This window comes from bacterium (genome assembly GCA_017744355.1).
Lineage (GTDB): Bacteria > Cyanobacteriota > Sericytochromatia > S15B-MN24 > UBA4093 > JAGIBK01.
The window spans coordinates 45,001-67,689 of record JAGIBK010000002.1 but is presented as its reverse complement, the minus strand read 5'-3'; the positions used below and the strand labels follow the sequence as shown (position 1 = coordinate 67,689).

25 protein-coding genes (1 of these 25 only partly in view) are annotated in these 22,689 nt (G+C 66.4%); 9 read left to right on the top strand and 16 right to left on the bottom strand.

Annotation, left to right across the window (positions count from 1 at the left end; all coding sequences use genetic code 11):
* Positions 1-5: 5 nt before the first annotated feature.
* Entirely contained in the window at positions 6-377 is a 372-nt protein-coding gene (locus J7643_05880; protein ID MBO9540105.1) for a response regulator, read from the top strand.
* A 58-nt stretch (positions 378-435) separates the two neighbouring features.
* On the opposite strand, the gene J7643_05875 is transcribed toward J7643_05880, so the two are convergent.
* The 11 genes from J7643_05875 to rpsO form a co-directional block, all read right to left on the bottom strand.
* Complete coding sequence (locus tag J7643_05875) at positions 436-1,113, bottom strand: hypothetical protein (protein ID MBO9540104.1); 678 nt, start codon at positions 1,111-1,113, stop codon at positions 436-438.
* A 100-nt stretch (positions 1,114-1,213) separates the two neighbouring features.
* Positions 1,214-3,103, bottom strand: coding sequence for an SRPBCC family protein (locus J7643_05870; GenBank protein ID MBO9540103.1), 1,890 nt, complete (start codon positions 3,101-3,103; stop codon positions 1,214-1,216).
* Positions 3,104-3,167: 64 nt separating this feature from the next.
* On the bottom strand, positions 3,168-4,805 hold the full coding sequence (locus tag J7643_05865; protein MBO9540102.1) for a ribonuclease J: 1,638 nt from the start codon (positions 4,803-4,805) through the stop codon (positions 3,168-3,170).
* 61 nt (positions 4,806-4,866) lie between these two features.
* Positions 4,867-5,766, bottom strand: coding sequence for a 4-hydroxy-tetrahydrodipicolinate synthase (gene dapA, locus J7643_05860; GenBank protein ID MBO9540101.1), 900 nt, complete (start codon positions 5,764-5,766; stop codon positions 4,867-4,869).
* Between the two features lie 123 nt (positions 5,767-5,889).
* A complete protein-coding gene (locus J7643_05855; GenBank protein ID MBO9540100.1) occupies positions 5,890-6,315 on the bottom strand; it encodes a PAS domain S-box protein in 426 nt (141 codons plus the stop codon).
* A 22-nt stretch (positions 6,316-6,337) separates the two neighbouring features.
* The gene (locus J7643_05850; GenBank protein ID MBO9540099.1) at positions 6,338-7,369 is read right to left on the bottom strand and encodes an aspartate-semialdehyde dehydrogenase; all 1,032 of its coding nucleotides are present in this window, start codon (positions 7,367-7,369) and stop codon (positions 6,338-6,340) included.
* Positions 7,370-7,419: 50 nt separating this feature from the next.
* Positions 7,420-8,217 (bottom strand): 4-hydroxy-tetrahydrodipicolinate reductase, encoded by a 798-nt coding sequence (locus J7643_05845; GenBank protein ID MBO9540098.1) that lies wholly within the window; start codon positions 8,215-8,217, stop codon positions 7,420-7,422.
* A 13-nt stretch (positions 8,218-8,230) separates the two neighbouring features.
* Positions 8,231-8,665: a dUTP diphosphatase gene (gene dut, locus J7643_05840; GenBank protein ID MBO9540097.1), complete on the bottom strand. Its 435-nt coding sequence runs from the start codon at positions 8,663-8,665 to the stop codon at positions 8,231-8,233.
* Complete coding sequence (locus tag J7643_05835; GenBank protein ID MBO9540096.1) at positions 8,662-9,912, bottom strand: insulinase family protein; 1,251 nt, start codon at positions 9,910-9,912, stop codon at positions 8,662-8,664. The genes dut and J7643_05835 overlap by 4 nt, the downstream gene beginning before the upstream one ends.
* A 129-nt stretch (positions 9,913-10,041) precedes the next feature.
* Complete coding sequence (locus J7643_05830) at positions 10,042-12,186, bottom strand: polyribonucleotide nucleotidyltransferase (protein ID MBO9540095.1); 2,145 nt, start codon at positions 12,184-12,186, stop codon at positions 10,042-10,044.
* Between the two features lie 122 nt (positions 12,187-12,308).
* Entirely contained in the window at positions 12,309-12,578 is a 270-nt protein-coding gene (rpsO, locus tag J7643_05825; protein ID MBO9540094.1) for a 30S ribosomal protein S15, read from the bottom strand.
* A gap of 295 nt (positions 12,579-12,873) precedes the next feature.
* Here rpsO and J7643_05820 point away from each other — a divergent pair, with 295 nt between their 5' ends.
* The gene (locus J7643_05820; GenBank protein MBO9540093.1) at positions 12,874-13,785 is read left to right on the top strand and encodes an SDR family oxidoreductase; all 912 of its coding nucleotides are present in this window, start codon (positions 12,874-12,876) and stop codon (positions 13,783-13,785) included.
* A 15-nt stretch (positions 13,786-13,800) separates the two neighbouring features.
* Here J7643_05820 and J7643_05815 read toward each other — a convergent pair whose 3' ends face one another.
* On the bottom strand, positions 13,801-14,082 hold the full coding sequence (locus tag J7643_05815) for a hypothetical protein (GenBank protein MBO9540092.1): 282 nt from the start codon (positions 14,080-14,082) through the stop codon (positions 13,801-13,803).
* 216 nt (positions 14,083-14,298) lie between these two features.
* Here J7643_05815 and J7643_05810 point away from each other — a divergent pair, with 216 nt between their 5' ends.
* Positions 14,299-14,886, top strand: coding sequence for a hypothetical protein (locus tag J7643_05810; GenBank protein MBO9540091.1), 588 nt, complete (start codon positions 14,299-14,301; stop codon positions 14,884-14,886).
* A 51-nt stretch (positions 14,887-14,937) separates the two neighbouring features.
* Here J7643_05810 and J7643_05805 read toward each other — a convergent pair whose 3' ends face one another.
* The gene (locus tag J7643_05805) at positions 14,938-15,423 is read right to left on the bottom strand and encodes an ester cyclase (protein ID MBO9540090.1); all 486 of its coding nucleotides are present in this window, start codon (positions 15,421-15,423) and stop codon (positions 14,938-14,940) included.
* A gap of 308 nt (positions 15,424-15,731) precedes the next feature.
* Here J7643_05805 and J7643_05800 point away from each other — a divergent pair, with 308 nt between their 5' ends.
* Entirely contained in the window at positions 15,732-16,499 is a 768-nt protein-coding gene (locus tag J7643_05800; protein MBO9540089.1) for a site-specific DNA-methyltransferase, read from the top strand.
* Here J7643_05800 and udk read toward each other — a convergent pair.
* Together udk and def are read right to left on the bottom strand one after the other, a co-directional pair.
* Complete coding sequence (udk, locus tag J7643_05795) at positions 16,496-17,140, bottom strand: uridine kinase (protein ID MBO9540088.1); 645 nt, start codon at positions 17,138-17,140, stop codon at positions 16,496-16,498. The genes J7643_05800 and udk overlap by 4 nt on opposite strands.
* Position 17,141: 1 nt before the next feature.
* Positions 17,142-17,711: a peptide deformylase gene (gene def / locus J7643_05790; protein MBO9540087.1), complete on the bottom strand. Its 570-nt coding sequence runs from the start codon at positions 17,709-17,711 to the stop codon at positions 17,142-17,144.
* A 182-nt stretch (positions 17,712-17,893) separates the two neighbouring features.
* Between def and J7643_05785 the strand changes: the two genes are divergently transcribed.
* Positions 17,894-18,370 (top strand): hypothetical protein, encoded by a 477-nt coding sequence (locus J7643_05785; protein MBO9540086.1) that lies wholly within the window; start codon positions 17,894-17,896, stop codon positions 18,368-18,370.
* A gap of 65 nt (positions 18,371-18,435) precedes the next feature.
* Here J7643_05785 and J7643_05780 read toward each other — a convergent pair whose 3' ends face one another.
* The gene (locus J7643_05780) at positions 18,436-19,443 is read right to left on the bottom strand and encodes a hypothetical protein (protein MBO9540085.1); all 1,008 of its coding nucleotides are present in this window, start codon (positions 19,441-19,443) and stop codon (positions 18,436-18,438) included.
* A gap of 170 nt (positions 19,444-19,613) precedes the next feature.
* On the opposite strand from J7643_05780, the gene trpS reads away from it, so the two are divergent.
* The 4 genes in view from trpS to J7643_05760 are tightly spaced (each overlapping or abutting the next) and all read left to right on the top strand, a layout consistent with a single transcriptional unit that may run on beyond the window.
* A complete protein-coding gene (gene trpS, locus J7643_05775; protein MBO9540084.1) occupies positions 19,614-20,633 on the top strand; it encodes a tryptophan--tRNA ligase in 1,020 nt (339 codons plus the stop codon).
* Positions 20,596-21,336, top strand: coding sequence for an rRNA pseudouridine synthase (locus J7643_05770; GenBank protein MBO9540083.1), 741 nt, complete (start codon positions 20,596-20,598; stop codon positions 21,334-21,336). Before trpS ends, J7643_05770 begins: the two co-directional genes overlap by 38 nt.
* Positions 21,333-22,310 (top strand): helix-turn-helix domain-containing protein, encoded by a 978-nt coding sequence (locus J7643_05765; GenBank protein MBO9540082.1) that lies wholly within the window; start codon positions 21,333-21,335, stop codon positions 22,308-22,310. Before J7643_05770 ends, J7643_05765 begins: the two co-directional genes overlap by 4 nt.
* Positions 22,307-22,689, top strand: the start of a protein-coding gene (locus J7643_05760) for a DUF1385 domain-containing protein (protein ID MBO9540081.1). It continues 544 nt past the right edge of the window; the window shows 383 of its 927 coding nt (coding positions 1-383); it begins with the start codon at positions 22,307-22,309; its stop codon lies beyond the right edge, outside the window. The genes J7643_05765 and J7643_05760 overlap by 4 nt, the downstream gene beginning before the upstream one ends.

The window sequence follows — 22,689 nt, the reverse complement described above, 5'->3', positions numbered from 1 at the left end:
CAAAGATGCTCACGATCGTGGTCTGCTCCCCATCGGCCATCTTGCGGCGCAATCTCACCGCAAGCCTGGAGCGCCATGGCCACCGCGTTCTGAACACCGACAGCAGCATCTCCCTGGTTTCCGCCTGCCTGACTCGGACCGTGGACCTGGCCCTGATCGACTCGGGCCTCGAATACCTCTCGACCATCGACGCCATCCGGTGCCTCAAGTGCACGCGAGCGACCTACCAGATTCCGCTGGTGGCGATGGTCCATGACGCCTCGCAGCTGCAGGCCTTCGTCAAAGCCGGCGCGAGCCACGCGGTCACCAAGCCGGTCGAGATCACCAAGCTCATCAGCTGGGTCGAGCACCAGCAGCTCAAGCAGGCGCGCGCCTGATTCACCTCCTTAGTTCGTGAAGACCTGGGTCTTGTAGGCCCGCCCCTGCGGCAGCCCCTTAGTTCGTGAAGACCTGGGTGTAGAAGATCGCCCCGTCGGACGACCGCTTGTAAGCCCCTACCCCGATGCGACCGAAGCGCGTATTGAGAATGTTCGCCTTGTGGCCCGAGCTGTTCATCCAGGCCGTCATGGCCCGCTGGGGCGACTGGGAGAGCGGATAGCTGTTGTAGGCGATGTTCTCACCGGCCGTCGAGTAGGCGAAGCCCATCTCCTTGAGCATGTCGAAGACCTTCTTGCCATCGGGCGTGACGTGGTCGAAGTAGTTGCGCTTGACCATGTCCTCGCTGCGGCTGCGCGCCAGGGCGTTGAGCTGGGGATCCGAGGCGAGGGCCTTGGCGCCGACCTTGGCGCGCTCCTCGTTGGTCTGCTGGAAGACGATCGCCTCCGCGCCTGCCAGGTCGTTCGCGGGCGGGATCGGCGTCGCGACGGGATCGGGAGTCCCAACCGGTGACGGGGTCCGGCCAGGGCTGGGCGTCACGACCGGCGCCGGGCTCCGGCCGGGGGCTGGCTGGTAGGCGCCTCCCCCACCGGCCCAATCTTCGCCAGGAGCGATGGGATTCGTCGTGATGGGCGGGGTCATCGACTCGGGGAGCATGCCGAAGGGCACACCGCCGCAGCCAGAAACGAGTAAGAGTCCCCCGAGGGCGACGAGCCCGACGCGATTGACGTGACGCACCAAATCCAACCTCCTGTCTGAATATCAGCCAGGATAGGCCCCGGGTGCGAACAGGGGATGATCGCCGGGTAACGCCCGGATGAAGGATGGGACGCTCGATCTAGCTGAGCGCGTCGGTGAAGAGCCGAAGCTTGCCCATCGCATCCGCTTGGGCGCTCGGGACGAGGCGGGTCAGCTCGTAGCTCGCGCTCAAGCCTCTGAGGGTGACGTCGAAGCGCTCGCGCTTGGCCAGGGGAAGCTCCGCGAGCAGGGCCTGCACGCCAGGATCTGCGAGGACCGCCTGCGAGAGCACCACGTCCTCCCCCACCGCCTCGTTCTGGACACGGGCGGCCATGTTGACGGTCGTCCCGAAGAAGTCCAGCCGATCGTTGAGGTTGACCGCGATGCACGGCCCCGCGTGCGCCCCCAGCTTCACCACGATGGGCGCCGGCTTGTCGGGGTGGCCCGCGTTGTAGCGGGCGACCGACGCCTGGATTTCGAAGGCGGCGCGCACGCAATCGGTCACGTCGTGGAACGAGGCCATGACGGCGTCCCCCACGGTCTTGACCACCGAGCCGTTGTTGGCGGCGATCGCCGCTTCCAGGATCCGGAAGTGGGTCTGCACCAGCGAGAAGGCCGTCGCATCCCCCAGTTGCTCGTACATGGCCGTCGAGCTCTTGAGGTCGGTGAACATGATGGCGACCTTGCCCACTCCGAGCTCCAGCCCCGGGGCGAGGACCTCAGCCGAGAACAGGCTGCGGAACTCCTGGAGGGTGCTGACGTAAGCGCCCGTGACCACGTCATCCGCCCAGGCGGTACGCTCGAGGCACACTTGAAGCGGCGCGTCCGTCTCGAGGCACAGGCGCAGGACCGCGTGGTCCTGGTCCAGCATCCCGGGGGCGAAGCCCGCCGACGTGATCCGGACGTGCTGGGTGGCGCCGGCATCGGGGGCCTCGTCACGCAGGGTGACGGTCAGCTGGTTGCTCACCTGGGGGCTGCGCAGGCGGTAGGTCCCTGGTGCCAGGGTGAGGGCCACCTCCCGGGCGGCGCCGGGCTCCAGGAGGGCCTGGAAGACGACGTGAGGGGTCCAGGCCGGCCCCCCGACGCAGAAGAAGCGTCGTTCGACCTTGCGCAGGCTCGGGCTGGGACGGAAGCTCAACTCGACCGATTGACCGAAGTCGGCGTCGATGCGGATGTTGCAGGCGTCGCAGTGCGCCTGAGCGCTGAGCTGCGAGAGGGTGGCGACGCGCTCGCGCGGCCCGCGACACGCCGGGCAGAGCAGGTCCCACTTGAGTTCGAGCAGGCCCAGTCGGGTCGCGTGGAGGAAGAGCTTGAGCATCTCGCGCCGCTCGACCTGCCAGTCTTTGGCGAGCGCGAAGGGGCGCATCTTGTCGAGCTCCTCCTCGGGGCCGCTCAGGACGTGGAAGACCAGGCGCGCGACCAGCACCTCATCGAAGCCGAGTGCGACGAGCTCACGGGCGATCGCCTCGCCCCGCTCCCCCTGTACCGAGGTCGGATTCGCGACGGGCAAGAGGCTCTCGATCGGGCGCTCTCCACGCAGGACCTGCGCGTAGTCGCGGTAAGCCTGCTCGAATAACTTGATGGCAGCATTGGCGAAGGATCGCGCCAGGGGCTTGGTCAGGGCATGTCGAGGGGTGTAGGCGGCCACGACGCTTACGCGGGTGCCGGTGCCGTCGGGCTCGAGTGAGATTTCAAGGCCGAAGGTCCGAAAGGGACCGCCCTGGTACTCGCGACGCACGCTGTAGGCCTTGCCCTCGACCCATTCGTACGGCCGCTCCTCCCAGGTAAAGGGCAAGGGGCCAAACCAGGCGCTGGCGCGGCGCTTGACGCCGCCCCGCGGGTTGGGCGAGACGTCGTACGTCACCGGCGCCAGCTTGAAGAGCCGATTGGTTCGGTCGGTATCGGAAACCAGCGGCCAGACGCGCTCGGGTGGGGCATCGAAGCGCCAGACGAGGCGTCGGACGACAGGGTCGAGATGCGGTTGATTCAAGGTGAAGCCCCCATGCGCGGACCGTTCCAGAATCAACTTACCTCGCTTGGCGCAGCTCTAATCGCTACCGCCCGTTTCGCGCCACCTGCACCATGGACAGGATGACCGGCCGACGGCGCACCCGCTCGTAGAGGAACTTGCCGAGATCCTCGCTGATGGCCGAGCGCAAGGCCTCGGACGCCAGCGCCCCCTCGGTACGGCAGCGATCCAGCGCGCCCACCACGGCCTCCTTGGCCTCGTCGGCCATGGCAGCCAGCTCGTCGGCGAACAGGAAGCCCTGGCTCAAGAGCTCGGGCCCATCCACCAGGTAGCCTTCCTCGTCCACCGTGACGACGGTCGAGACGACACCCTCTTGGCCGAGCTTCTGGCGATCGCGCATGACGGTGGTGCCGAGGCTGGTGATCCGGCCGCCGTCGACGAGCACCGGCTCGGCGTTGAACTGACCCACCACCTTGCCGCGCTCGTGGTTGAAGTCGATGATGTCGCCGTTCTCGAGGATGAAGACGTGCTCCGGAGGCACCCCGGTCGCCACTGCCAGCTCGCCGTGCTTGGTGAGCTGGCGGGTCTCGCCGTGGATGGGGATGAAGTACTTGGGCTTGGTCAGCACCAGCATCAGGCCCAGCTCTTCGCGGCTGGCGTGGCCCGAAACGTGCTTGAGGGCCCCCGGCGCGTTGGAGCGGTTGGTGTCGTAGACGACCCGCGCGCCGCGCTGGAAGAGGGTGTTGATGATGCGGCTGACGGCGCGCTCGTTGCCCGGGATGGGGATCGCCGAGAGAATGATGGTGTCGCCCGCGATCACGCTGATGTGCTTGTGGTCGTGCTTGGCGATCCGGGTCAGGCCGCTGGTGGGCTCGCCCTGCGAGCCGGTCGTGATGATGCAGACCTCTTCGTGGGGCAAGGCGTTGATCTTGTCGATGGGCAGGATCAGGCCGTCCGGCACCGTGAGGAACCCGTGCTTCTTGGCGTGCTCGGCCATCTTCTGGAGCGAGCGGCCGATGAGCGCGACCTTGCGGCCGTACTTCTGCGCGAGTGAGCAGATGGACTGCACCCGGTGGACACTCGAAGCGAAGGTCGCCACGATCACCCGGTTCTTGGCGGTCGCGAAGGAGGAATCGAGCCCCAGCTCGACCAGGCGCTCGCTGGGGGTGAAGCCCTCGCGCGTGGCGTTGGTCGAGTCCGACATGAGGACCAAGACCCCCTCCTCGCCCATCTGGGCGAAGCGGGCGAAGTCGAAGAACTGCCCGTCGACGGGCGTCTGGTCCATCTTGAAGTCGCCGGTGTAGATCAAGGTGCCGGCCGCGGTGTGGACGGCGATCGCGCAGGCGTCAGGGATGGAGTGGGTGACCCGCACGTACTCGACAGTGCAACCGCCCGCTTCCAGGCGATCGCGCGGGTTGACCACCTGCAGGGGCACCTTACCACGCAGCGAGGGGTGCTCCTTGAGCTTGGCCTCGATGATGCTCGCGGTCAGGGGCGTGGCATAGACCGTGGGGATGGGATCGAGCAGCTTGAGCAAGTAAGGCAAGCCGCCGATGTGGTCCTCATGGCCGTGGGAGATGTAGATCCCACGCAGCTTGGCCTGGTGCTCCACCACGTAGGAGTAGTCGGGCAGGACGTAGTCGATGCCGTACATCTCCTCGCTGGGGAAGGCGAAGCCGCAATCCAAGATGATGAGGTCGTCGTCGGTCTCGACGGCCCACATGTTCTTGCCGATCTCGCCGAGCCCGCCGAGCGGCAGAACGCGGACGCTAGGGTGAGTCAAATTAGGCCTCCACGGGCTCCTTGATCAGGCGGAGCCCCTTGAGGATCTCCTCGACCCGCGCATGCTCGGCATCGGTGACCTCGATCAGGGGCAAGCGAACGCCGCCCGTCTCGAGCCCGACCATCTTGAGGGCGTCCTTGACCGGCGCCGGCGAGGGGGCGATGAACAATCCGTTGAACAGATCCCAGAGTTTGAAGTGCAGGTCCCGCGCCGTCTGCCACTGGCCCTGGACGCAGGCATCGACCATGGCGTGGACCTCGCGGCCGGCGACGTGGGTCGCCACCGAGATCACGCCGTAACCGCCGATGCTCATGTAGGGCAGGGTGAGGCTGTCGTTGCCCGAGTACAGCAGGAAGCTCTCGGGGACGACCTTGCGGAAGTCGCTCGCCGCATCCAGCGAGGCCGACGAATCCTTGAGGCCCACGATGTTGGGAATCTCGGCGAGGCGTGCGAGGGTCTCGGGGGCGATGGAAACGCCGGTGCGGGGCGGGTGGTTGTAGAGGATGATGGGCAGGCGGGTGCTCTCGGCGACCGCCTTGAAGTGGCGGTAGAGGCCCTCCTGGTTGGGCTTGTTGTAGTAGGGGGCGATGAGCAGGATGCCATCCACCCCGATCGCCTCGGCCTCCTGGGTCAGGGCGATGGTCGCGGCCGTATCGTTGGAGCCGGTGCCCGCCACCACGCTGCCCGAGCTGCCGACCGCCTCGACGGCAGCCCGGTACATCTCGAGCTTCTCGTCGTGGGTGAGGGTGGGGGACTCGCCGGTGGTGCCGACGACGACCAGGCCGTCAGAGCCGTTCTCGATCAGGTGCTTCGCGAGGCGTTTGGCCATCGCGACGTCGACCTTGCCCTCCGAGTCGAAGGGGGTGACCATCGCAGTGAGGACGCGGCCGAGCTGTTTCATCTGACGGACTCCTTCTGTGCAGCCGTATCGTGGGCCTGGAGCCATTTTCTCACGTTTCAGCCCAAGCGTCCATTAGCCAAGCGCCCCGCGCATGAACGCGGGGCGCTTGGTCGGCGGCAGGCCTCAGGCGATGTCTTTGACGATGGCGATCACGTGGGGGATGGCGTCCAGGTGCGCGACCTTGACGACCACCTCCAGGTCGATCCAGGTGCCGCTCTTGTGGGTGAGGGCGGTGGTGTAGTGGTCCCGGACCGCCTCGCCCCGCAGGCGCTCCTGCATCCGCTGCATGAGCTTGGTACGCTCTACCTCGGGCACCATCCCGAAGAAGGAGGGCAGCGCGAGCAGCTCCTCGAACGAGTAGCCGCTCATCTTGGCGAAGGCCTCGTTGACGTAGCGGATCTGCGAGCCGTCGGTGATGACCACCCCGTAGCCCAGATCGTCGTGGGCCTTCAGGATAGCGACGATCAGATCGTTCAGGCGACGAATCTCGCCCCGGGCGTACTCCAGGTCGGATTGCATGGCGGGCGTGGTGCTCTCGGTCGTGTTCATGGCGTGCTCCTCCTTGGCGTGCTCAGCAAGAAACCTTGTTTCCGAGCAGGCCCTGCGTATGCAGGCTCTCGGCGATCAGGACGGCGTTGAGCGCCGCCCCGCGCCGAAGGTTGTCACCGACCACCCACAGGTTGACGGCGTTTGGGTGCGACACGTCCCCCCGGATCCGGCCTACCAGCACCTCGTCGATGCCCGCCGCGTCGGTGGGCTGAGGGTAGGTGCTGGTCGCCGGCTCATCCGAGACGCGCACGCCGGCGGCGCCCGCGAGCGCCGCGCGTACCTCGTCGGGCGAAACCGGCCGGTCGAACTCCACGTTCACCGACTCCGAGTGGCTCACCGCGACCGGCACCCGGACGCAGGTCCCCGAGATGCGGAAGTCCGGCGCCTCGAAGATCTTGCGGGTCTCGTGGGTGAACTTCATCTCTTCCTTGGTGTAGCCGTTGTCCTGGAAGACGTCGATGTGCGGGATGAGGTTGAAGGCGATAGGCTTGTTGAGGGCCTGGGGCGCGAGCGCCACCCCTTCGAGATGGGCCTCGCTCTGGGCGTACAGCTCGTCCACGGCCTCCTTGCCGGCTCCCGAGACGGACTGGAAGGTGGTGACGACCACCCGCTCGATCTTGGCGAGGGCGCGCAAGGGCGCGAGCGCCATCAGGAGGATGGCCGTCGAGCAGTTGGGGTTCGCGATGATGCCGTGGTGGTTCTTGAGGGCATGCCCGTTGATCTCGGGGATGACCAGGGGCACGTCGTCGTGCAACCGGAATTCGGAGGTGTTGTCGACGACCACCGCCCCGCGCTTGACCGCTTCGGGGGCGAGCACTCGGCTCACCGAGCCGCCCGCCGAGGCGAGGACCAGCTCGACGCCCTCGAAGGCCTCGGGGGTCGCCAGCTCGACGACGAAGTCCCGCCCCCGGCAGGTTACGGTGCTGCCCGCCGTGCGGCTAGAGGCTAGAAGCTTGATGCTGCGCGCCGGGAAGCCGCGATCGAGCAGGGTTCTGAGCATCTCCTGGCCGACCATGCCCGTCGCCCCGAGAATCGCCACCGAATATCCGTTCACCTTGCCTCCTTGAGGAACTCGAAAGTCGCCCCCACCCGAGGGCCGATGGGTTACAAAAGGTGCTCGAGACCGTAGACCAAGCCCTTGAGCTCGGGGGCCTTGCGGATCGCAAGCGTCACCCCCGGCATGAAGCTCTCGCGCGAGAGCGAGTCGTGCCGGATGGTGAGCGTCTGACCCACCCCGCCGAAGATGACCTCCTGGTGCGCCACCAGGCCGGGCAGGCGCACGCTGTGGATGTGGATCCCGCCGAAGTCGCCGCCGCGCGCGCCCTTGATCTTCTCGGTCTCGGGGGCGTCGTCCAGGCCGAAGGCGTCGCGCACGTCGAGCATCATCTCGGCCGTCTTGATGGCCGTGCCCGAGGGGGCGTCGGCCTTGCGGTTGTGGTGCAGCTCGATGATCTCGGCGTTGCCGAAGTAGCGCGCAGCCTGCTGGGCGAACTTCATGAGCAGGATCGCTCCGATGGCGAAGTTGGGCGCCACGATGAGCCCGAGGCCGCGGGAAAGGGCCGCGTCATCCAGGTCCTGCAGGTCGTTGGTGCTCATGCCGGTCGTGCCGATGACGGGCCGGATGCCCATGGCGAGCGCCTGGAGGGCATTGGCCTTGACCACCGAGGGGGTCGTGAAGTCCACCAGCACGTCGGGGCGCGCCTCGGCCAGATCCGCGATCGCGGGCACGCACGTCACGTGCAGGGGCGCACCCGTCGCGAGCGTCCCGATGTCCTCGCCTTCGCGGTTGGGGTCCACCGCCCCGACCAGCTCCATGTCGTCCTGGAGGGCGACGGTGCGTACCGTCTCCAGCCCCATCTTGCCGGCGGCGCCTGCGATCGCCACCCTGATCCGCTGCTGCATTGGTGAATTGCTCCTAAGTGCCGGACGATCCCCAGCCCGTCGTCCGCGCCGTCGCCATCACCGTTTCCACCTCTTCGAAGCGGGGCTCGGTGTAGCGCTCGATGCAGATCTGGGCGATGCGATCGCCGGCGGCCACGTGGTAGTCGTCGTCCGAGAAGTTGTAGAGCAAGACCCCCACCGCGTGGCGGTAGGAGTTGTCGATGAGCCCCGCCCCGGCCTCGATGCCGTGCTTGAGCGAGAGGCCCGAGCGCGAGTGGATGCGCGCCCTGAAGCCCGGCGGCAATTCGAGGGCCACATCGGTCGGCACCATGGCCCGCCCGCGAGCGGGCACCCGGATCGCAGCAGCGGCGAAGAGGTCCGCCGCCACGTCTCCAGCCTGGCTCACCTTGGGGGCGATCGCCGCCTCCGAAAGGCGCTGGAAGCGCACCGTCACGTTGTCGTGGATCATGCGGCGAACTCCGGCAGCTTGATGCGGCGCACCGGCCCCACGACCGTCGCCGTCAGGGTGCGGGGGTCGAAGAGCTGCTTGGCGACTCGCTCCAGGTCCTTGAGGGTGACCTTCTCGATCTCGGCCAGGACCTCCTCGGGGGAGACCAGGCGGCCGAAGCAGAGTTCGTTGCGCGCCATGCGGCTCATGCGGTTGCGGGGGGACTCCATGCTCAGCAGCATGCCGCCCTTGAGCTGCTCCTTGGCGCGCATCAGCTCGGACTCGGAAATGTCGCCGCCCTTGGCCTTGTCGAGCTCGGCCAGGGACAGACGCAGGACCTCATCCAGCTGCTTGGGCGAGCAGCCGGCATAGATGCCGAACACCCCGGCGTCCTCGTACATGACCTCGTAGCTGGAGATGGAGTAGGCCATCCCGCGCTTCTCGCGGATCTCCTGGAAGAGGCGCGAACTCATGCCCCCGCCCAGAATGGCGTCGAGCAGGGTGACCGCGTAGCGATCGGGATTGGCGATCGAGATGCCCTCGGTGCCGAGGCAGACGTGGACCTGCTCGATATCCTTGTACTTGACCTTGACCGCGGAGTTGGCGATGGGCGGCGCCTGGTTGAGCCGAGTCCCCGGGCGTTCGAGGCGCCCGACGGTCGCGTCCAGCTGCTCCAGGACGGCCTCGGGGTGGAAGTTACCCGCCACCGAGACAACCAGGCGATCAGGGGTGTAGAAGCGGTCCATGTAGGACAGGACCTGATCCCGGTCCGCCCCGCGCATGGAGCCACGGGTGCCCGCGATGGGGCGCGCGAGGGGGTGGTCCCCCCAGAACGCCAGGCTGAACATGTCCTGGACCAGCTCGTCGGGGGTGTCCTCGTACATCTTGATCTCTTCGAGGACCACCCGGCGCTCGCGCTTGAGCTCGGTGGGGTCGAAGACCGAGTTGAGCAGCATGTCCGACAGCACGTCGATCGCGAGCGGCACCTGGTCGTCGAGCACACGCGCGTAGAAGCAGGTGTTCTCCTTGTCGGTGAAGGCGTTGAGGCTGCCGCCCTTGTCCTCGAGGGACTGGGCGATATCGAGGGCCGAGCGCGTGCGGGTGCCCTTGAAGAGCATGTGCTCGATGAAGTGGGAGATGCCGTTGTTCTCGGCCGTCTCGTTCTTGGAACCCGTGTCCATCCAGAACCCGACCGAAGCCGAGCGCACGTGGGGGATTTCCTCGAGCAAGACCCTCACCCCGTTGGGCAGCACGTGCTTTTGTTCCATTCCATTTCCTCAAAATCGCGCAGCGTGGTTATTCCCACTATCTTATCGCATCTGGCCAAAAAAGAAGCAGGAGGGCGAATGCCCTCCTGCTTCTCTTGGTACGGGTGCCTAAAGCAAAAGCCGCAGGCGCTACTTGGCGGCGCCGGCCATCATCTTCTCGACCTCTTCGGGCGCGACGCCCTTCTTGGTCAGGTTGATGCGCCCCTGGCTGTCGACTTCGACGACCTTGACCACGACCTGGTCACCGATGTTGACCACGTCTTCCACCTTCGCGACGCGCTCGGGGGCGAGCTGCGAGATGTGGATCAGGCCTTCCTTGCCGGGAAGGATCTCGACGAAGGCGCCGAAGTTGAGGATGCGGGTGACCTTACCCTTGTAGACCGTACCGACCTCGACGTCCTTGCAGAGGCGGTTGACCCACGCGACGGCGGCATCGGCGCCGACGGCGTCGGAGGTCGTGATGAAGACCGAGCCGTCGTCCTCGATGTCGATCTTGACGCCCGTCTCTTCGACGATGCGCTTGATCATCTTGCCGCCGGGGCCGATCAGGGTGCCGATCTTGTCGGGGTTGATCTTGAGGGTGATGATGCGCGGGGCGAACTCGCTGAGCTCGGTGCGCGGACGGGGGATAGCCGCGAGCATCTTGTCGAGGATGAAGAGGCGGCCCTTGCGCGCCTGCTCCATCGCGATCTCCATGACCTCCAGCGAGATGCCGTGGATCTTGATGTCCATCTGGAGGGCGGTGATGCCGTCGCGGGTGCCCGTCACCTTGAAGTCCATGTCGCCGAGGTGGTCCTCGATGCCCTGGATGTCGGTGAGGACGGCGAAGCGATCGCCTTCCTTGATGAGGCCCATGGCCACGCCGGCGACCGGAGCCTTGATGGGCACGCCCGCGTCCATCAGGGACAGGGTCGAGCCGCAGGTCGAGGCCATCGAGGTCGAGCCGTTGGACTCGAGCGCTTCGGAGACCAGGCGGAGCGCGTAGGGGAACTCCTTGGGGTCCGGCAGGACCGGCAGGAGGGCGCGCTCGGCGAGGGCGCCGTGGCCGATCTCGCGGCGGCCGGGGCCGCGGCTGGGACGGACCTCACCGGTCGAGAAGCCGGGGAAGTTGTAGTGGTGCATGTAACGCTTGGAAGTGATGGGGTCGAGGCCATCGATCTTCTGGGCGTCGCCCGACGAACCGAGCGTGCAGACGTTGAGGACCTGGGTTTGACCGCGGACGAAGAGGCCCGAGCCGTGCGTGCGGGGCAGGACGCCCACTTCGCAGGTGATGGGGCGGATCTCGTCGAGCTTGCGGCCGTCGATGCGCATGCCCTGCTCGGTGACGAGCTTGCGGAGGATCTTCTTCTCGAGGTAGTAGAGCACGTCGCCGACGAGCTTGGGCTTGGCGGCAATCAGCTGACCCAGCTCGCTGTCCTCGGGCTGGCCGACGAGCGCTTCGCGGATCTCGGTCGAGAGCGCGTCGACGTTCTTCTGGCGGGCTTCCTTGTCGGCGTTCTGGAGGGCCTCGGTCATGCGGGCCATGTACTGGTTGGCGAACTCGACCAGGCGCGCATCCAGCTCGGCGGGCTTGACGTCGAGCTTCTGCTTGCCGATCTCCTTGACGATCTCTTCCTGCCAGGCGCAGAGCTCACGCACCGCGTCCCAGCCCACTTCGATCGCCTCGAGCACTTCGGCTTCGGGCACGAGCTTGATGCCGGCCTCGACCATCATGACGGCGTCCGCGGTACCCGCGACCACCAGGTCCATGTCGCTCTCGTCGGTCTCGGTGAAGGTGGGGTTGATCACCCACTCATCGTTGATGCGGCCGACGCGGACGCCACCGATGGGGCCAGCGAAGGGGATGTCGGAGACCATCAGAGCCGCCGAGGCGCCGAGCATGGCGAGCACGTCGGGCTGGATGTTCTGGTCGCTCGACAGCACGTAGGCGACGACCTGCACGTCGTTGCGGAAGCCGTTCGGGAAGAGGGGGCGGATCGAACGGTCGATCAGACGCCCGGCCAGGATGGCGTTCTCGGAGGCGCGGCCCTCGCGGCGCATGAAGCTGCCGGGGACGCGGCCGACCGCGTACATCTTCTCTTCGTAATCGACCAGCAGGGGGAAGAAGTCGATGCCCTCGCGGGGGGACTTCGACATGGTCGCCGACACCAGCACGGAGGTGCCGCCCGACTGGACCAGGACGGCACCGCTCGCCTGCTTGGCGTACTTGCCGAAGGTCATCGAGATGTCGTGGTCGCCGAGCTGGTAACGATAAGTCTTCACTTCGTTGCTCATGGTTCTAACTCTCTTCTCTTCACTTTCCAAAGTGGCTCCTCCGTCCGCGAGACGAGGGGAGGATCCGTTCTAAGATGCGAAGCCGGCCACCCGAGAGGGGGACCGGCTTTGGCGTCGCTCGTTTACTTACGAAGGCCGAGCTTGCCGATGATCGCGCGGTAGCGATCCAGGTCGTTCTTCATGAGGTAAGCCAGAAGGCGACGACGCTGACCGACCATCTTGAGAAGGCCGCGACGCGACGCGAAGTCCTTCTTGTTGCGGGTCAGGTGCTCGCTGAGCTGCTCGATCTTGGCGGTCAGGAGCGCGATCTGGACCTCGGGCGAGCCGTTGTCAGCGTCGTTACGCTTGTGCTCGGCGATGATCGAGGACTTGGTTTCCTTAAGAAGCGGCAAAGGTTTTTCCTCCTACATGCGCGGCGAATAGGGTCGCCGTGCGGCTTTCGTTCGGACCCGCCCGGGGGTGGTAGGCCACCGTCCTGCGAGTCGAGCCGGCATCACGGTCGGCTCTCAGTACAATCCCTATGACTGACGCCCTGATTATAGCAAAAAGATTAAGGATCTCCAATCTGCTTGCTAAGAAAAGCTTGGCGCCTGTTCTTTCGGGCCTGATCCCCTACCATGCCGCGCGTCCGGGCCCCCGCCCACCGGAAAGAGGGCTCGCCGGGCCCTTCCGAAGAAGGAGCGCAAGATGACCGACCCGTCGCGTGAGAAACAGGGGCTTTCCGTCAATCCCAATCCGCTCTCCGAGACCCGAGCCAAGGGTGAGAAGCCGCCCCAAGCCCAGCCCTGGCCGGGCCACGAGGCCAAGATGCGGCCCACCCCCGACCACGGCGAAGAGAGCTACCAAGGCGCCAACAAGCTGCTCGGGCGCAAAGCCCTCGTGACCGGCGGCGACAGCGGCATCGGCCGGGCGATCGCGATCGCCTTCGCCCGCGAGGGGGCCGACGTCGCGATCGCCTACTACAACGAGCACGACGACGCCCAGGAGACCCTGCGCTGGGTGCGCAAGGCCGGCCGCAAGGGGCTCGCCATCCAGGGCGACCTCTCGAACCCCGCCCACTGCAAGGAGGTCATCCAGCAGGTGGTCGAGGAGTTCGGGGGGCTGGACCTCTTGGTCAACAACGCCGGCCGCCACACCGAGCAGGCTGACCTCACCGGCATCACCCCCGAGCAGCTCGAGACGACCTTCCGGACCAACTTCTTCTCGGCCGTCTGGCTGACGCAGGCGGCCCTCCCGCAGATGGAGGCGGGCAGCGTCATCTTGAACACGGGCTCGGTGACGGGCCTGGTAGGCAGCCCGACGCTGATCGACTACGCGGCGACCAAGGCCGCCATGCACAACTTCACCAAGTCGCTCTCCAAGCAACTCGCCCCTCGGGGGATCCGGGTCAACTGCGTAGCGCCGGGCCCGGTTTGGACGCCGCTCATCGTCTCGACCCGCCCCGACGAGAAGGTCGCGCACTTCGGCGACGAGAGCCTCTGGAAGCGCCCCGCCCAGCCCGCCGAGCTCGCGCCCAGCTACGTCTTTCTCGCCTCGAGCGACGCGCGTTACTACACCGGCGAGGTCCTATCCCCGACCGGCGAGGAGACGACCCGCTGATTCGAGGCCGAGAGTTCAGCGCTGATCGCGCTGATTGCTCGCCTTGTTGGGCGCGAGGGGCTTGCCGGGCTTCGCATAGGGCGTCGCGCTCGGATGCTTGGGACTCGCGGCGCTCGGGGTGGCGACCCCTTCCGAACGCAGCTGGTTCTTGGCGACCCCCGAGCGCTCGTGCTGGGATTGGGTGGTGTGGGATTGCCCGCCCCCACCGCCCTGGGGTTGCTCCTGCTTGCCGCCCTGGGACTGACAGGCGGTGAGGGTCACCGCCGCCAAGGCGATCATGGTTCGACGCAGCCGCATGGGAGCCTCCTTCCTTCGCGTGGCGCGATGGGCCCGAGTGTAGTGGAAGGCAGGCGGATCGCCTTGGGGAGTCCCGCCCACTTCTCGGCGGGATTCCTCGTCACCATTTATCGAATAAATGTTCGATAAATCGGGTAAAATGGGCATGGTCACTGAGTTATCGCCCGCCACGTCGCCACTTGACCGGTTCCAGGCACACGCGAAGGAGGTTCACCCATGGAGCGGCGGCACGTCATCAACCTACAAGGGCAGGAATTCGTCACCTACGAGGGCTTGCTCAACGAAGCCCACCAGCGGGGCCTCAAGGCAATCCGCACCAAGCTGGTCCAGCTGCCGGCCGCTGAGAACGGCCATCTGGCCGTGGTGACGGCAGAGGTCGAGCTGGAGGACGGCAAGGTCTTCGGCGGCATCGGCGACGCGAGCAGCGCGAACGTCGGCCCCGCCATCGCCAAGCACCTGGTGCGCATGGCCGAGACGCGCGCCAAGGCCCGCGCCCTGCGCGACGCGGTCAACATCGGCATGACCGCCCTCGAAGAGCTGGGCGAGCTGGAGCACGCACCCGCCCGCCCGGCGAGCGCCCCCGAGGCCCAGGTGCTCGCAGCAGCCCCCGCGCGGCTTGCGACCCCCAAGCAGATCAACAAGGTGGCCGCCGAGATGGCGCGAGTGGGCTGGAGCGACCAGGATGGCCGCGACTACCTGATCCAGCGCTTCAACAAGCTCAGCCGCAGCGAGCTCTCCACCGCCGAGATCAGCCTCATGATCGACCACCTGGTCTCGCTTCCCGATCGCAAAGCGGCCGTCTAAGACTAACCTGGGCCGGAGCGCCGAGCTTTTACGGCGCTCCGGCCTGGCGCCTCAGGCGGTGGGCGAATCGCCGCGCAGCAAGAGATAGGCCAGGTTGTCTTGGCCCCACTCATCGGCGATCTTGCCGTCCACCACCCGGTAGCCTCCGAGCGCCGAAAACACCAACCGTTGCCCCGTCGGGCGAATGCCGAGGAATGCCCCCTGGAAGGTTGCGCTCAGCTTGAAGCGGAGCGAGACCAGATCCTGCTCGGCGACCATCTCGACGATCTCGGCGCGGCGATCCGGGAAGGCCGCCTGGGTTCGCGCAAGCACCTCTTCGAGACCGCCGTAGCCCGGATAGTCGCACTGGGTCGCCCCACAGTGGTAGACGTAGGTCGGCGCGAGCATCTCTCGCGCCTTGCTCAGCTTCTGGCGGTTCCAGACCTCCTCGACATAGCGGCGAACGAGGGCCTTGTGCTGGAGCAGGCGCTCAGGAGCCAGCAGCGTCGCGCCCGCCCCCATCCCAGTCGTGCGTTCCAATCTGTCTCGGTGCTCCATGGGGAACCTCCTCGGCGAGACGAAGGGTACGTTGCCTGCTCGATGCTAGCGAGCCTTCCAGCGGCGGCATAGGGCAAGCTGCCCATGAAAGACGAGCAAGCGGCAAGAGAAAAAGCTTGGCAATATCAGCCGAGTGATCCTGCTCCGCCGCATCCCTGCATCGCTCGCCGAGCAGGTGCGCCCGCAAGAGGCGCGCCGCGGGGCCCCGAGGATTTTGATCAAGCCGCTAAGGCTCCCTTGGCCGACCGGGGCGATCGCCGCGCAAGGGCCCGACTCCAAGGCCCTTCGGCATGGGGTAGGATGGGCCCATGAAGACCGACCTCGCAACGATCGCCCATCGTGACTGCATCGACTTCCTGCGCGGCCTCCCCGCCGAGTCGATTGACGTGATCACGACCGATCCGGCCTATTCAGGCATGAACCAGCACCTCAAGCTGGGCCGGGGGCGGATCGTGGGGCGCTACGGCGACGAGGCCGACCCACGCTGGTTCCGCGAGGTCATGGATGATCCGGCGGTCTACGGCACCTTCTTGGCCGAGTGCGCCCGGGTTCTCAAGCCCGACCGCCACCTCTACCTGATGTTCGATAGCTTCTCCCTGCTCACCCTGGGGTCGCTGGTCCGCGAGCACTTCGCCGTCAAGAACCTCATCGTCTGGGACAAGCGCGCCATCGGCATGGGGCACTACTTCCGCCGGCGGCACGAGCACGTCCTCTTTGCGACCAAAGGGAGCCGCAAGCTCCTGCGCCGCGACATCCCCGACGTGTGGGTCTTCAATCGCCTGACGCGGGCCAAGTACCCGACCCAGAAGCCGGTCGAGCTGTTCGAGACCATGCTCGCAGGCTCCGCCGAGCCGGGCTTCGTGGTCTGCGACCCCTTCGTGGGCAGCGGGTCGGCGGCGATCGCCGCCCTGCGGCGCGGCTGCCGGTTCGTGGGCGCCGACATCGCCGAGCGGGCCGTAGCCTTTGCTCGCGACCGGGTGGAAAGCTTCCTTGCAACCGGCGTCGACCCGGCCCAAGCGCCGCAAAAAGAGCGGCCCCCATATCTGGGACCGCTCAAGGAGATGGGCGAGGCTTAGTTCAGCGCGAGCTGGCCAGTAGCCTTCTTGAGCACCGACTGGATCTTGGTGTTGAGGATATCGATCGCCACCTCGTTCATGCCGCCCTCGGGCACGACGATGTTCGCGTGCTTCTTGCTGGGCTCCACAAACTCCATGTGCATGGGGCGCACGGTTGCCAGGTACTGGTCGATGACCGAGTTGGGCGAGCGCCCGCGGTCGTTGATGTCGCGGCTCAGGCGGCGGATGAAGCGGATGTCCGCATCCGTGTCCACGAAGACTCGGATGTCCAGCAGCCTGCGGATCTCGGGGCTCGCGAAGATCAAGATCCCTTCGACCAGGATGACCCGGCGCGGCATGATCGTGCGGGTCTCGGCCGCCCGCGCATGGGTGCTGAAGTTGTAGATGGGCGTCTCGATGGGGAAGCCCTTCTGGAGCTGGCGGATGTGCTCGGCGAACAGGGCGTTGTCCAGCGAGCTCGGGTGGTCATAGTTGACCTTGGCCCGCTCTTCGAGCGACAGATCGCTGTGGTCGAAGTAGTAGCTGTCGTGGCAGAGGTAAGCCACTTGCTCGGGGCCCGCCAGCTCGAGGATGTTGCGGGCGACCGTCGATTTGCCCGAGCCGGTGCCGCCGGCGACGCCGATGGTGAGAGGCTTTCGCATGCTACTTGAGCACCGCTTCGGGGGACTTGGCCTCGCCGACGATCTTGCCGCCCATCCGGGCGTTGAAGTCGACCAGCTCGCGCTCCAAGGCTTCCTTGTCCTCGACCATGTCGACGAACAGCTTGCCGTCCAGGTGATCGATCTCGTGCTGGATGGCACGGGCGAGCAGTTCGCTCGCCTCCATGATGACCTGACGGTCGTTCAGGTCGCGGGCGCGGATCTTGATCTTGGAGGGACGGCAAACGGGCAGGTAGACGCCGGGAATGCTCAGGCAGCCTTCGTCGGCGGTATCCGAACCCGACGCCTTGATGATCTCGGGGTTGATCAGCGCGAAGGGCTTGATGCCCTCATGGCTGAGGTCCAGCACGATGACCCGCTTGTTGACGCCCACCTGGGGCGCCGCGAGCCCGATGCCGTTCTCGAGGGCCATGGTCTCGAACATCTGCGCCACGAGCTTCTTGATCTCGGCGTTGACCTTGCGGACCGGCTCTGCCACCTCGCGGAGCACGGGGTTCCCCATGTACGTAAGCGCCATTGCAGCCATCGTCTTGCCCCCTACCTCGCCTCTCATCGGTCCCGCGCGGGGACCCGTCGACATCCCGGCGAGCGCGCCACGCGCGATCCCTCGACCGGTTGACGCGAAACGCGCGCCATAGCGCCCATTATACGGTTCGAGCGAAGCGGAGTAAAGGCGATCGAGCGGGATTCCAGGGGGCCTCGTGAGCGACCGTTCCGCATGCTAGACTGGCTGGCATGCGACACTGCACCGTCCATCGCCAGGTCACCTTCGGCGTCAAGCTGTGCCCAGACTGCGATCGCCTCTTCTGCGCCACGTGCATCCAGTTCGGCGGGCTCTGCGCGCCCTGCACCCGCAAGGCCAATCGCGCCCAGGCGCCCATGCGCGATCCGCGCGAGCAGGCCCGTCGCCGCAAGCCCGTGACCCGCCGGCAGCGCTTCCACAAGGGGCGCAAGTTCACCTTCATGCGCTGGGCGATGGGCCTTGCGCTCCTCGGCGGTCTCGGGGCCCTCCTGTACTTCGACTACGGCTTTCTCGTCTCGCTCACGCAGCAGGCAGGAAAAGCGCCCGCCGAGGTGGTGCGCAAGTCAGGCCTGAAGCCCGACCTTGGCCGCGACTTCGAGGCCCTCGAGAAGCGAATTGAGGAAGGGGTCGTCACCGAGAAGGACGCGGCCGAGACCGAGGCCATGCTAAAGCGGATCACGGGAGAGTAAGAGCCCCTGACGTCGGCCCTCAAAGCGGCCTGAGATCGGCCTGGTTTTGTGAGGTGCTCTAAGAGCTAGGGCAGGGTGAAGTTCCAGGGCTCCTTGGTCCCGTCAGCGAACTCGATCTCGGGAGCCTTGCCTGGCGCCTGCGTGAACTTGGCGAGCTCAGCCAGACGACCGTCCATGGCCTTGGCCGTGCCCGAGAGCAGGCCCTTCTCCACCGTCAGATCAATCCGGACCTTGCGCTCGGCGCTGCTCAAAGCAACCTTGAGGCCCCCATTCGCGGCCGTCACCTGTGCCAGATAGGTATCGGTCCCCTTGCCGGAGGTCACGCTGATAGGACCGTCGAGACGCAGGGTCTGGATGGTGGGGTAGCTCCCGGTGAGGCTCCCTTGCACGCCTGGCAACTTGAAGTTGAGCGAGACGGTCCCAGGCACGGCCGGAGCGCCCGCACCCGCCGGCTGCATCTGGTTGAGGCGCGCCGAGAGCTCGGCCTGACCGGCACCTGAGGGCAGATTGAGCTTGGCGACCGCATCGAGCGACTTGGGCGTCAGAGGCACCTTGTTGCCGTTGAGGACGTAAGAGGTGGTCGGCTGCTGAAGCTGCCAGTTAGTCCCCGTGGTCGTCACGGCGAGCTGGCCGGTCGTCTGAGTCGGGGTTTGGTTCACCGTGAGGGTGTAGACGGCCGTCTCTGCATTTGACTGCTGAGCCGTGACGCCGATGTCGAGCGCGCTGCCCGCGCGAATACGGGTGAGCTCTGGCAAGCTACCCTGCGCCGGGACGAAGTCGGGCTTGAGCTGAGCCGGTGGGAGTGTGATCGCGGGGAAGACCGCGAGGTACGGATTGATATCCAGGCCGTAACGGGTCGGAAGGCCGTAGGCGATCAGGCTCCCCGCTTCACGGAGGAAGATCCCCAGCGAGCGGTTGCTATTGGGTGAGAGGCCGCTCTTGAAGCTGCGCACGTAGCTGATCTGGACCCGCTCGTCGTTGGAGACGAAGGGGATCAGGTTGCAACCGGCAAGGCTGGTCGCAACGACGGCGGTTCCGAAGCCGATCCATCGGATCAGGGAAAACTTGGCCACGGCAGGTCCCTCGAACGCTCTGAAACACTCATAATATCGGCTTTTAGCGGCTGCTTGTCAACCGAGGCGGAGGGGCCTGTGTTACAATATGAAGTCCTTTTCTCGGCGCTGGCGGCAAGCCGTCACGCTCACCACCATCGCGGACTCATATCTGGAGGCAACCACCCACCGTGTCGAAAAAGCGCATTATGAGCGGCATGCGCCCAACCGGTCAGCTCCATCTCGGCCACTGGCTCGGGGTGCTGGTCAACTGGGAGAAGCTGCAGGACGAATACGATTGCTTCTTCATGGTGGCTGACTGGCATGCGCTGACCACCGGCTTCGAGAAGACCGAGCACCTGCGCGCCAACACCCGCGAGGTGTTGCTCGATTGGCTCGCCGTGGGGATCGACCCCAAGCGCAGCACCCTCTACATCCAGTCCTCGCTGCAAGAGATCGCCGAACTGACCCTGCTCCTTTCCATGATGACGCCGGTCAGCTGGCTGACCCGCAACCCGACGGTCAAGGAGCAAGCAGCCGAGCTCCACGCCGCCGAGGACGCCATGACCTCGGGCTGGCTCAACTACCCCACCCTCATGAGCGCCGACATCCTGGCCTTCAAGGGTGAGCTGGTGCCGGTGGGCAAGGACCAGCTGCCGCACCTCGAGATCAGCCGCGACATGGCCCGCCGCTTCAACCACCTGTACGGCGAGGTCTTCCCCGAACCCAAGGGGCTGCTGACCGAGGAGTCCGCCCTGCCCGGCCTCGACGGCCGCAAGATGAGCAAGAGCTACCACAACGACATCAAGCTGGCCGACACCCCCGAGGCGACCCAGCAGAAGGTCATGACCATGGTGACCGACCCCGGTCGCCAGCGTCGGCAGGACCCCGGCTACCCCGAGGTCTGCACGGTGTACAGCTACTACAACGCGATCGCTCCCGAGCTGGTGCCGCAGGTGGCCGAAGAGTGCCGCTCCGCGTCTATCGGCTGCGTCCAGTGCAAGCGTCGCCTGGCCGACTCGCTCAACGCGACGCTCGCCCCCATCCGCGAGCGCCGCGAGGCCTTCGCCCAGACCCCCGGCCTCCTGGAGAGCATCGTCCAGGAAGGCAAAGAGAAGGCCTCGGCCGTTGCGCGCGAAACCATGGCCGAAGTCCGAGAGGCGATGAAGCTGAATGTCGTCACCCCAGCGTTTGCAGAAAATCCTCGCTAGCGCGGGGATCGCGTCCCGGCGCCGCAGCGAGGAGCTCATCCTCGCCGGGCGCGTGACGGTCAATGGTCAAGTGGTGCGTGAACTGGGCGCCAAGGCCGACCCCACCGAGGATGCGATCGCAGTCGATGGCGAGCCGCTTGCGCGCGAGACCGGCAAGGTCTACTACGCGCTCTACAAGCCCACGGGCTACATCACCTCGACAAGCGACCCCAAGGGCCGCCGTACCGTCATGGCGCTCGCGCCCGAGGTGCCGGGCCTGCACCCGGTGGGGCGTCTCGACTACGACACCAGCGGCCTCCTGCTCCTGACCAACGACGGCGAGCTGACCCTCGCCATGACCCATCCGCGCTTCGGGGTCCCCAAGACCTACGACGCCCTCATCGAGGGGCATCCCACCGAGCGCATCCTCCAGCGCCTGCGCGACGGTCTTAGGCTGGAGGACGGCTACACCGCAACCGCCAAGGTCGTCGCCCTCGGGACCGAGGGCCCCTTGTCGAGCGTCCGCATCACCATCCACGAAGGCCGCAACCGCCAGGTCCGGCGCATGTTCGCCGCCATCGGCCACCCGGTCGTTCGCCTCAAGCGCCTCTCGGTCGGCACCATTTCGATCGAGGGACTCTCCCTCGGGGGCTATCGCCCCCTCACGCCGCAAGAAGTCGTCGCCTTGAAACAGCAATCCGGAATTGAGGAGGGGCAACCTTGACCAGACTCGCGGAGATCGGCCAGCAGCTCAAGGAGGCGCGCCTCGGGCGCAAGCGCTCCATCGAGGACATCGCCTTCGAGACCCACCTCAAGGCCTCGCATCTCCAGGCCATCGAGGAAGGCGACGAACAAAGCCTCCCCGAACCGGTCTACGTCAAGAGCTTCATCCGTAAGTACGCCCAGGCGGTCGGCCTGCCCGCCGACGAGCTGGCCAGCCGCTACTGGGAGACCCGTCCCCTTCCGCCGCCGCCGCCCGAGACCCGTGACTTCACGCCCCCCTGGTGGATCTTCCCCTGGGTGCTCGGCGCCGTGCTGCTCGGGGCCCTCGCCTACTTCTGGGTCGTGAGCACCCGTCCCACGCCCCCCGCACCGACGCCTTCTCCGGTCGTGACCCCGCTGCCGACCCCGACCCCGGTCGCCACCGGCAGCGTCGCCACCCCATCGATCGCCGGCGCGACCACGAGCGCGACGCCTTCGCTGGCCCCTGGCCTCGCCACGCCGTCGACCGTTCACCCGACCGCGCACCCTGCGGCCAAGCCGACCATCGCGCCGACTGTCGCGCCCACCGCCAAGCCGATCGTCGCTCCGACCGTCAAGCCGAGCCCGAAGCCCACTGCGCTCCCCACGGCAAAGCCGGCCACCCCTCGCCCCACCCATACGCCGACTCCGGCAGCCGCCCCCACGACGGCCGTCCCTGAACCGAGTGAGCAGAGCGAGGGGAACAAACCCGCAAGCCAGTCGGTCTTGAAGTTGCATACGACGTCGACGTCGTGGGTGCGCGTCACCCGTGGCGGTCGCGAGCTCTTCGCCAAGAACATGACCCCCGGTCAGACCATGAGCTGGCCGGTGCTCGAAGGCCTCGACGTCACCATCGGCAACGCCGGGGGCGTCCAGGTGACCCTGGGCGATAAGGCGCTCGGGGTACTCGGAGCCGAGGGCGAGGTCGTACGTCGCATCTTCAAGGAGGAACGGTGAGCGAAGTCCTGAAAGTAGACCCCATCGGCGGCCAGGCCGTCATCGAAGGGGTCATGATGCGCGGTAAGCATGGGGTCGGGCTTGCTGTCCGCACCCCGAGCGGTGAGATCCATCTCAAGCAAGAGCCCATCGAGAGCCTGCGGGCCAAGTATCCCGTGCTCAAGCTTCCCCTCATCCGCGGCGTGGCCGCCCTGGTCGAGTCGCTCTCGCTGGGCATGCGCATGCTCAACTACTCGGCAGCGATCGCAGCCGGCGAGGACGAGAAGCAAGCCGAGAGCGGCGGCTGGCTCCCGCTGTTGCTGGGGGTGGTCGTCATGATCGCCATCTTCAAGGTGGTCCCCGCCCTCGTCTTCGCCAAGCTGACTCCGCTCATTCCGAA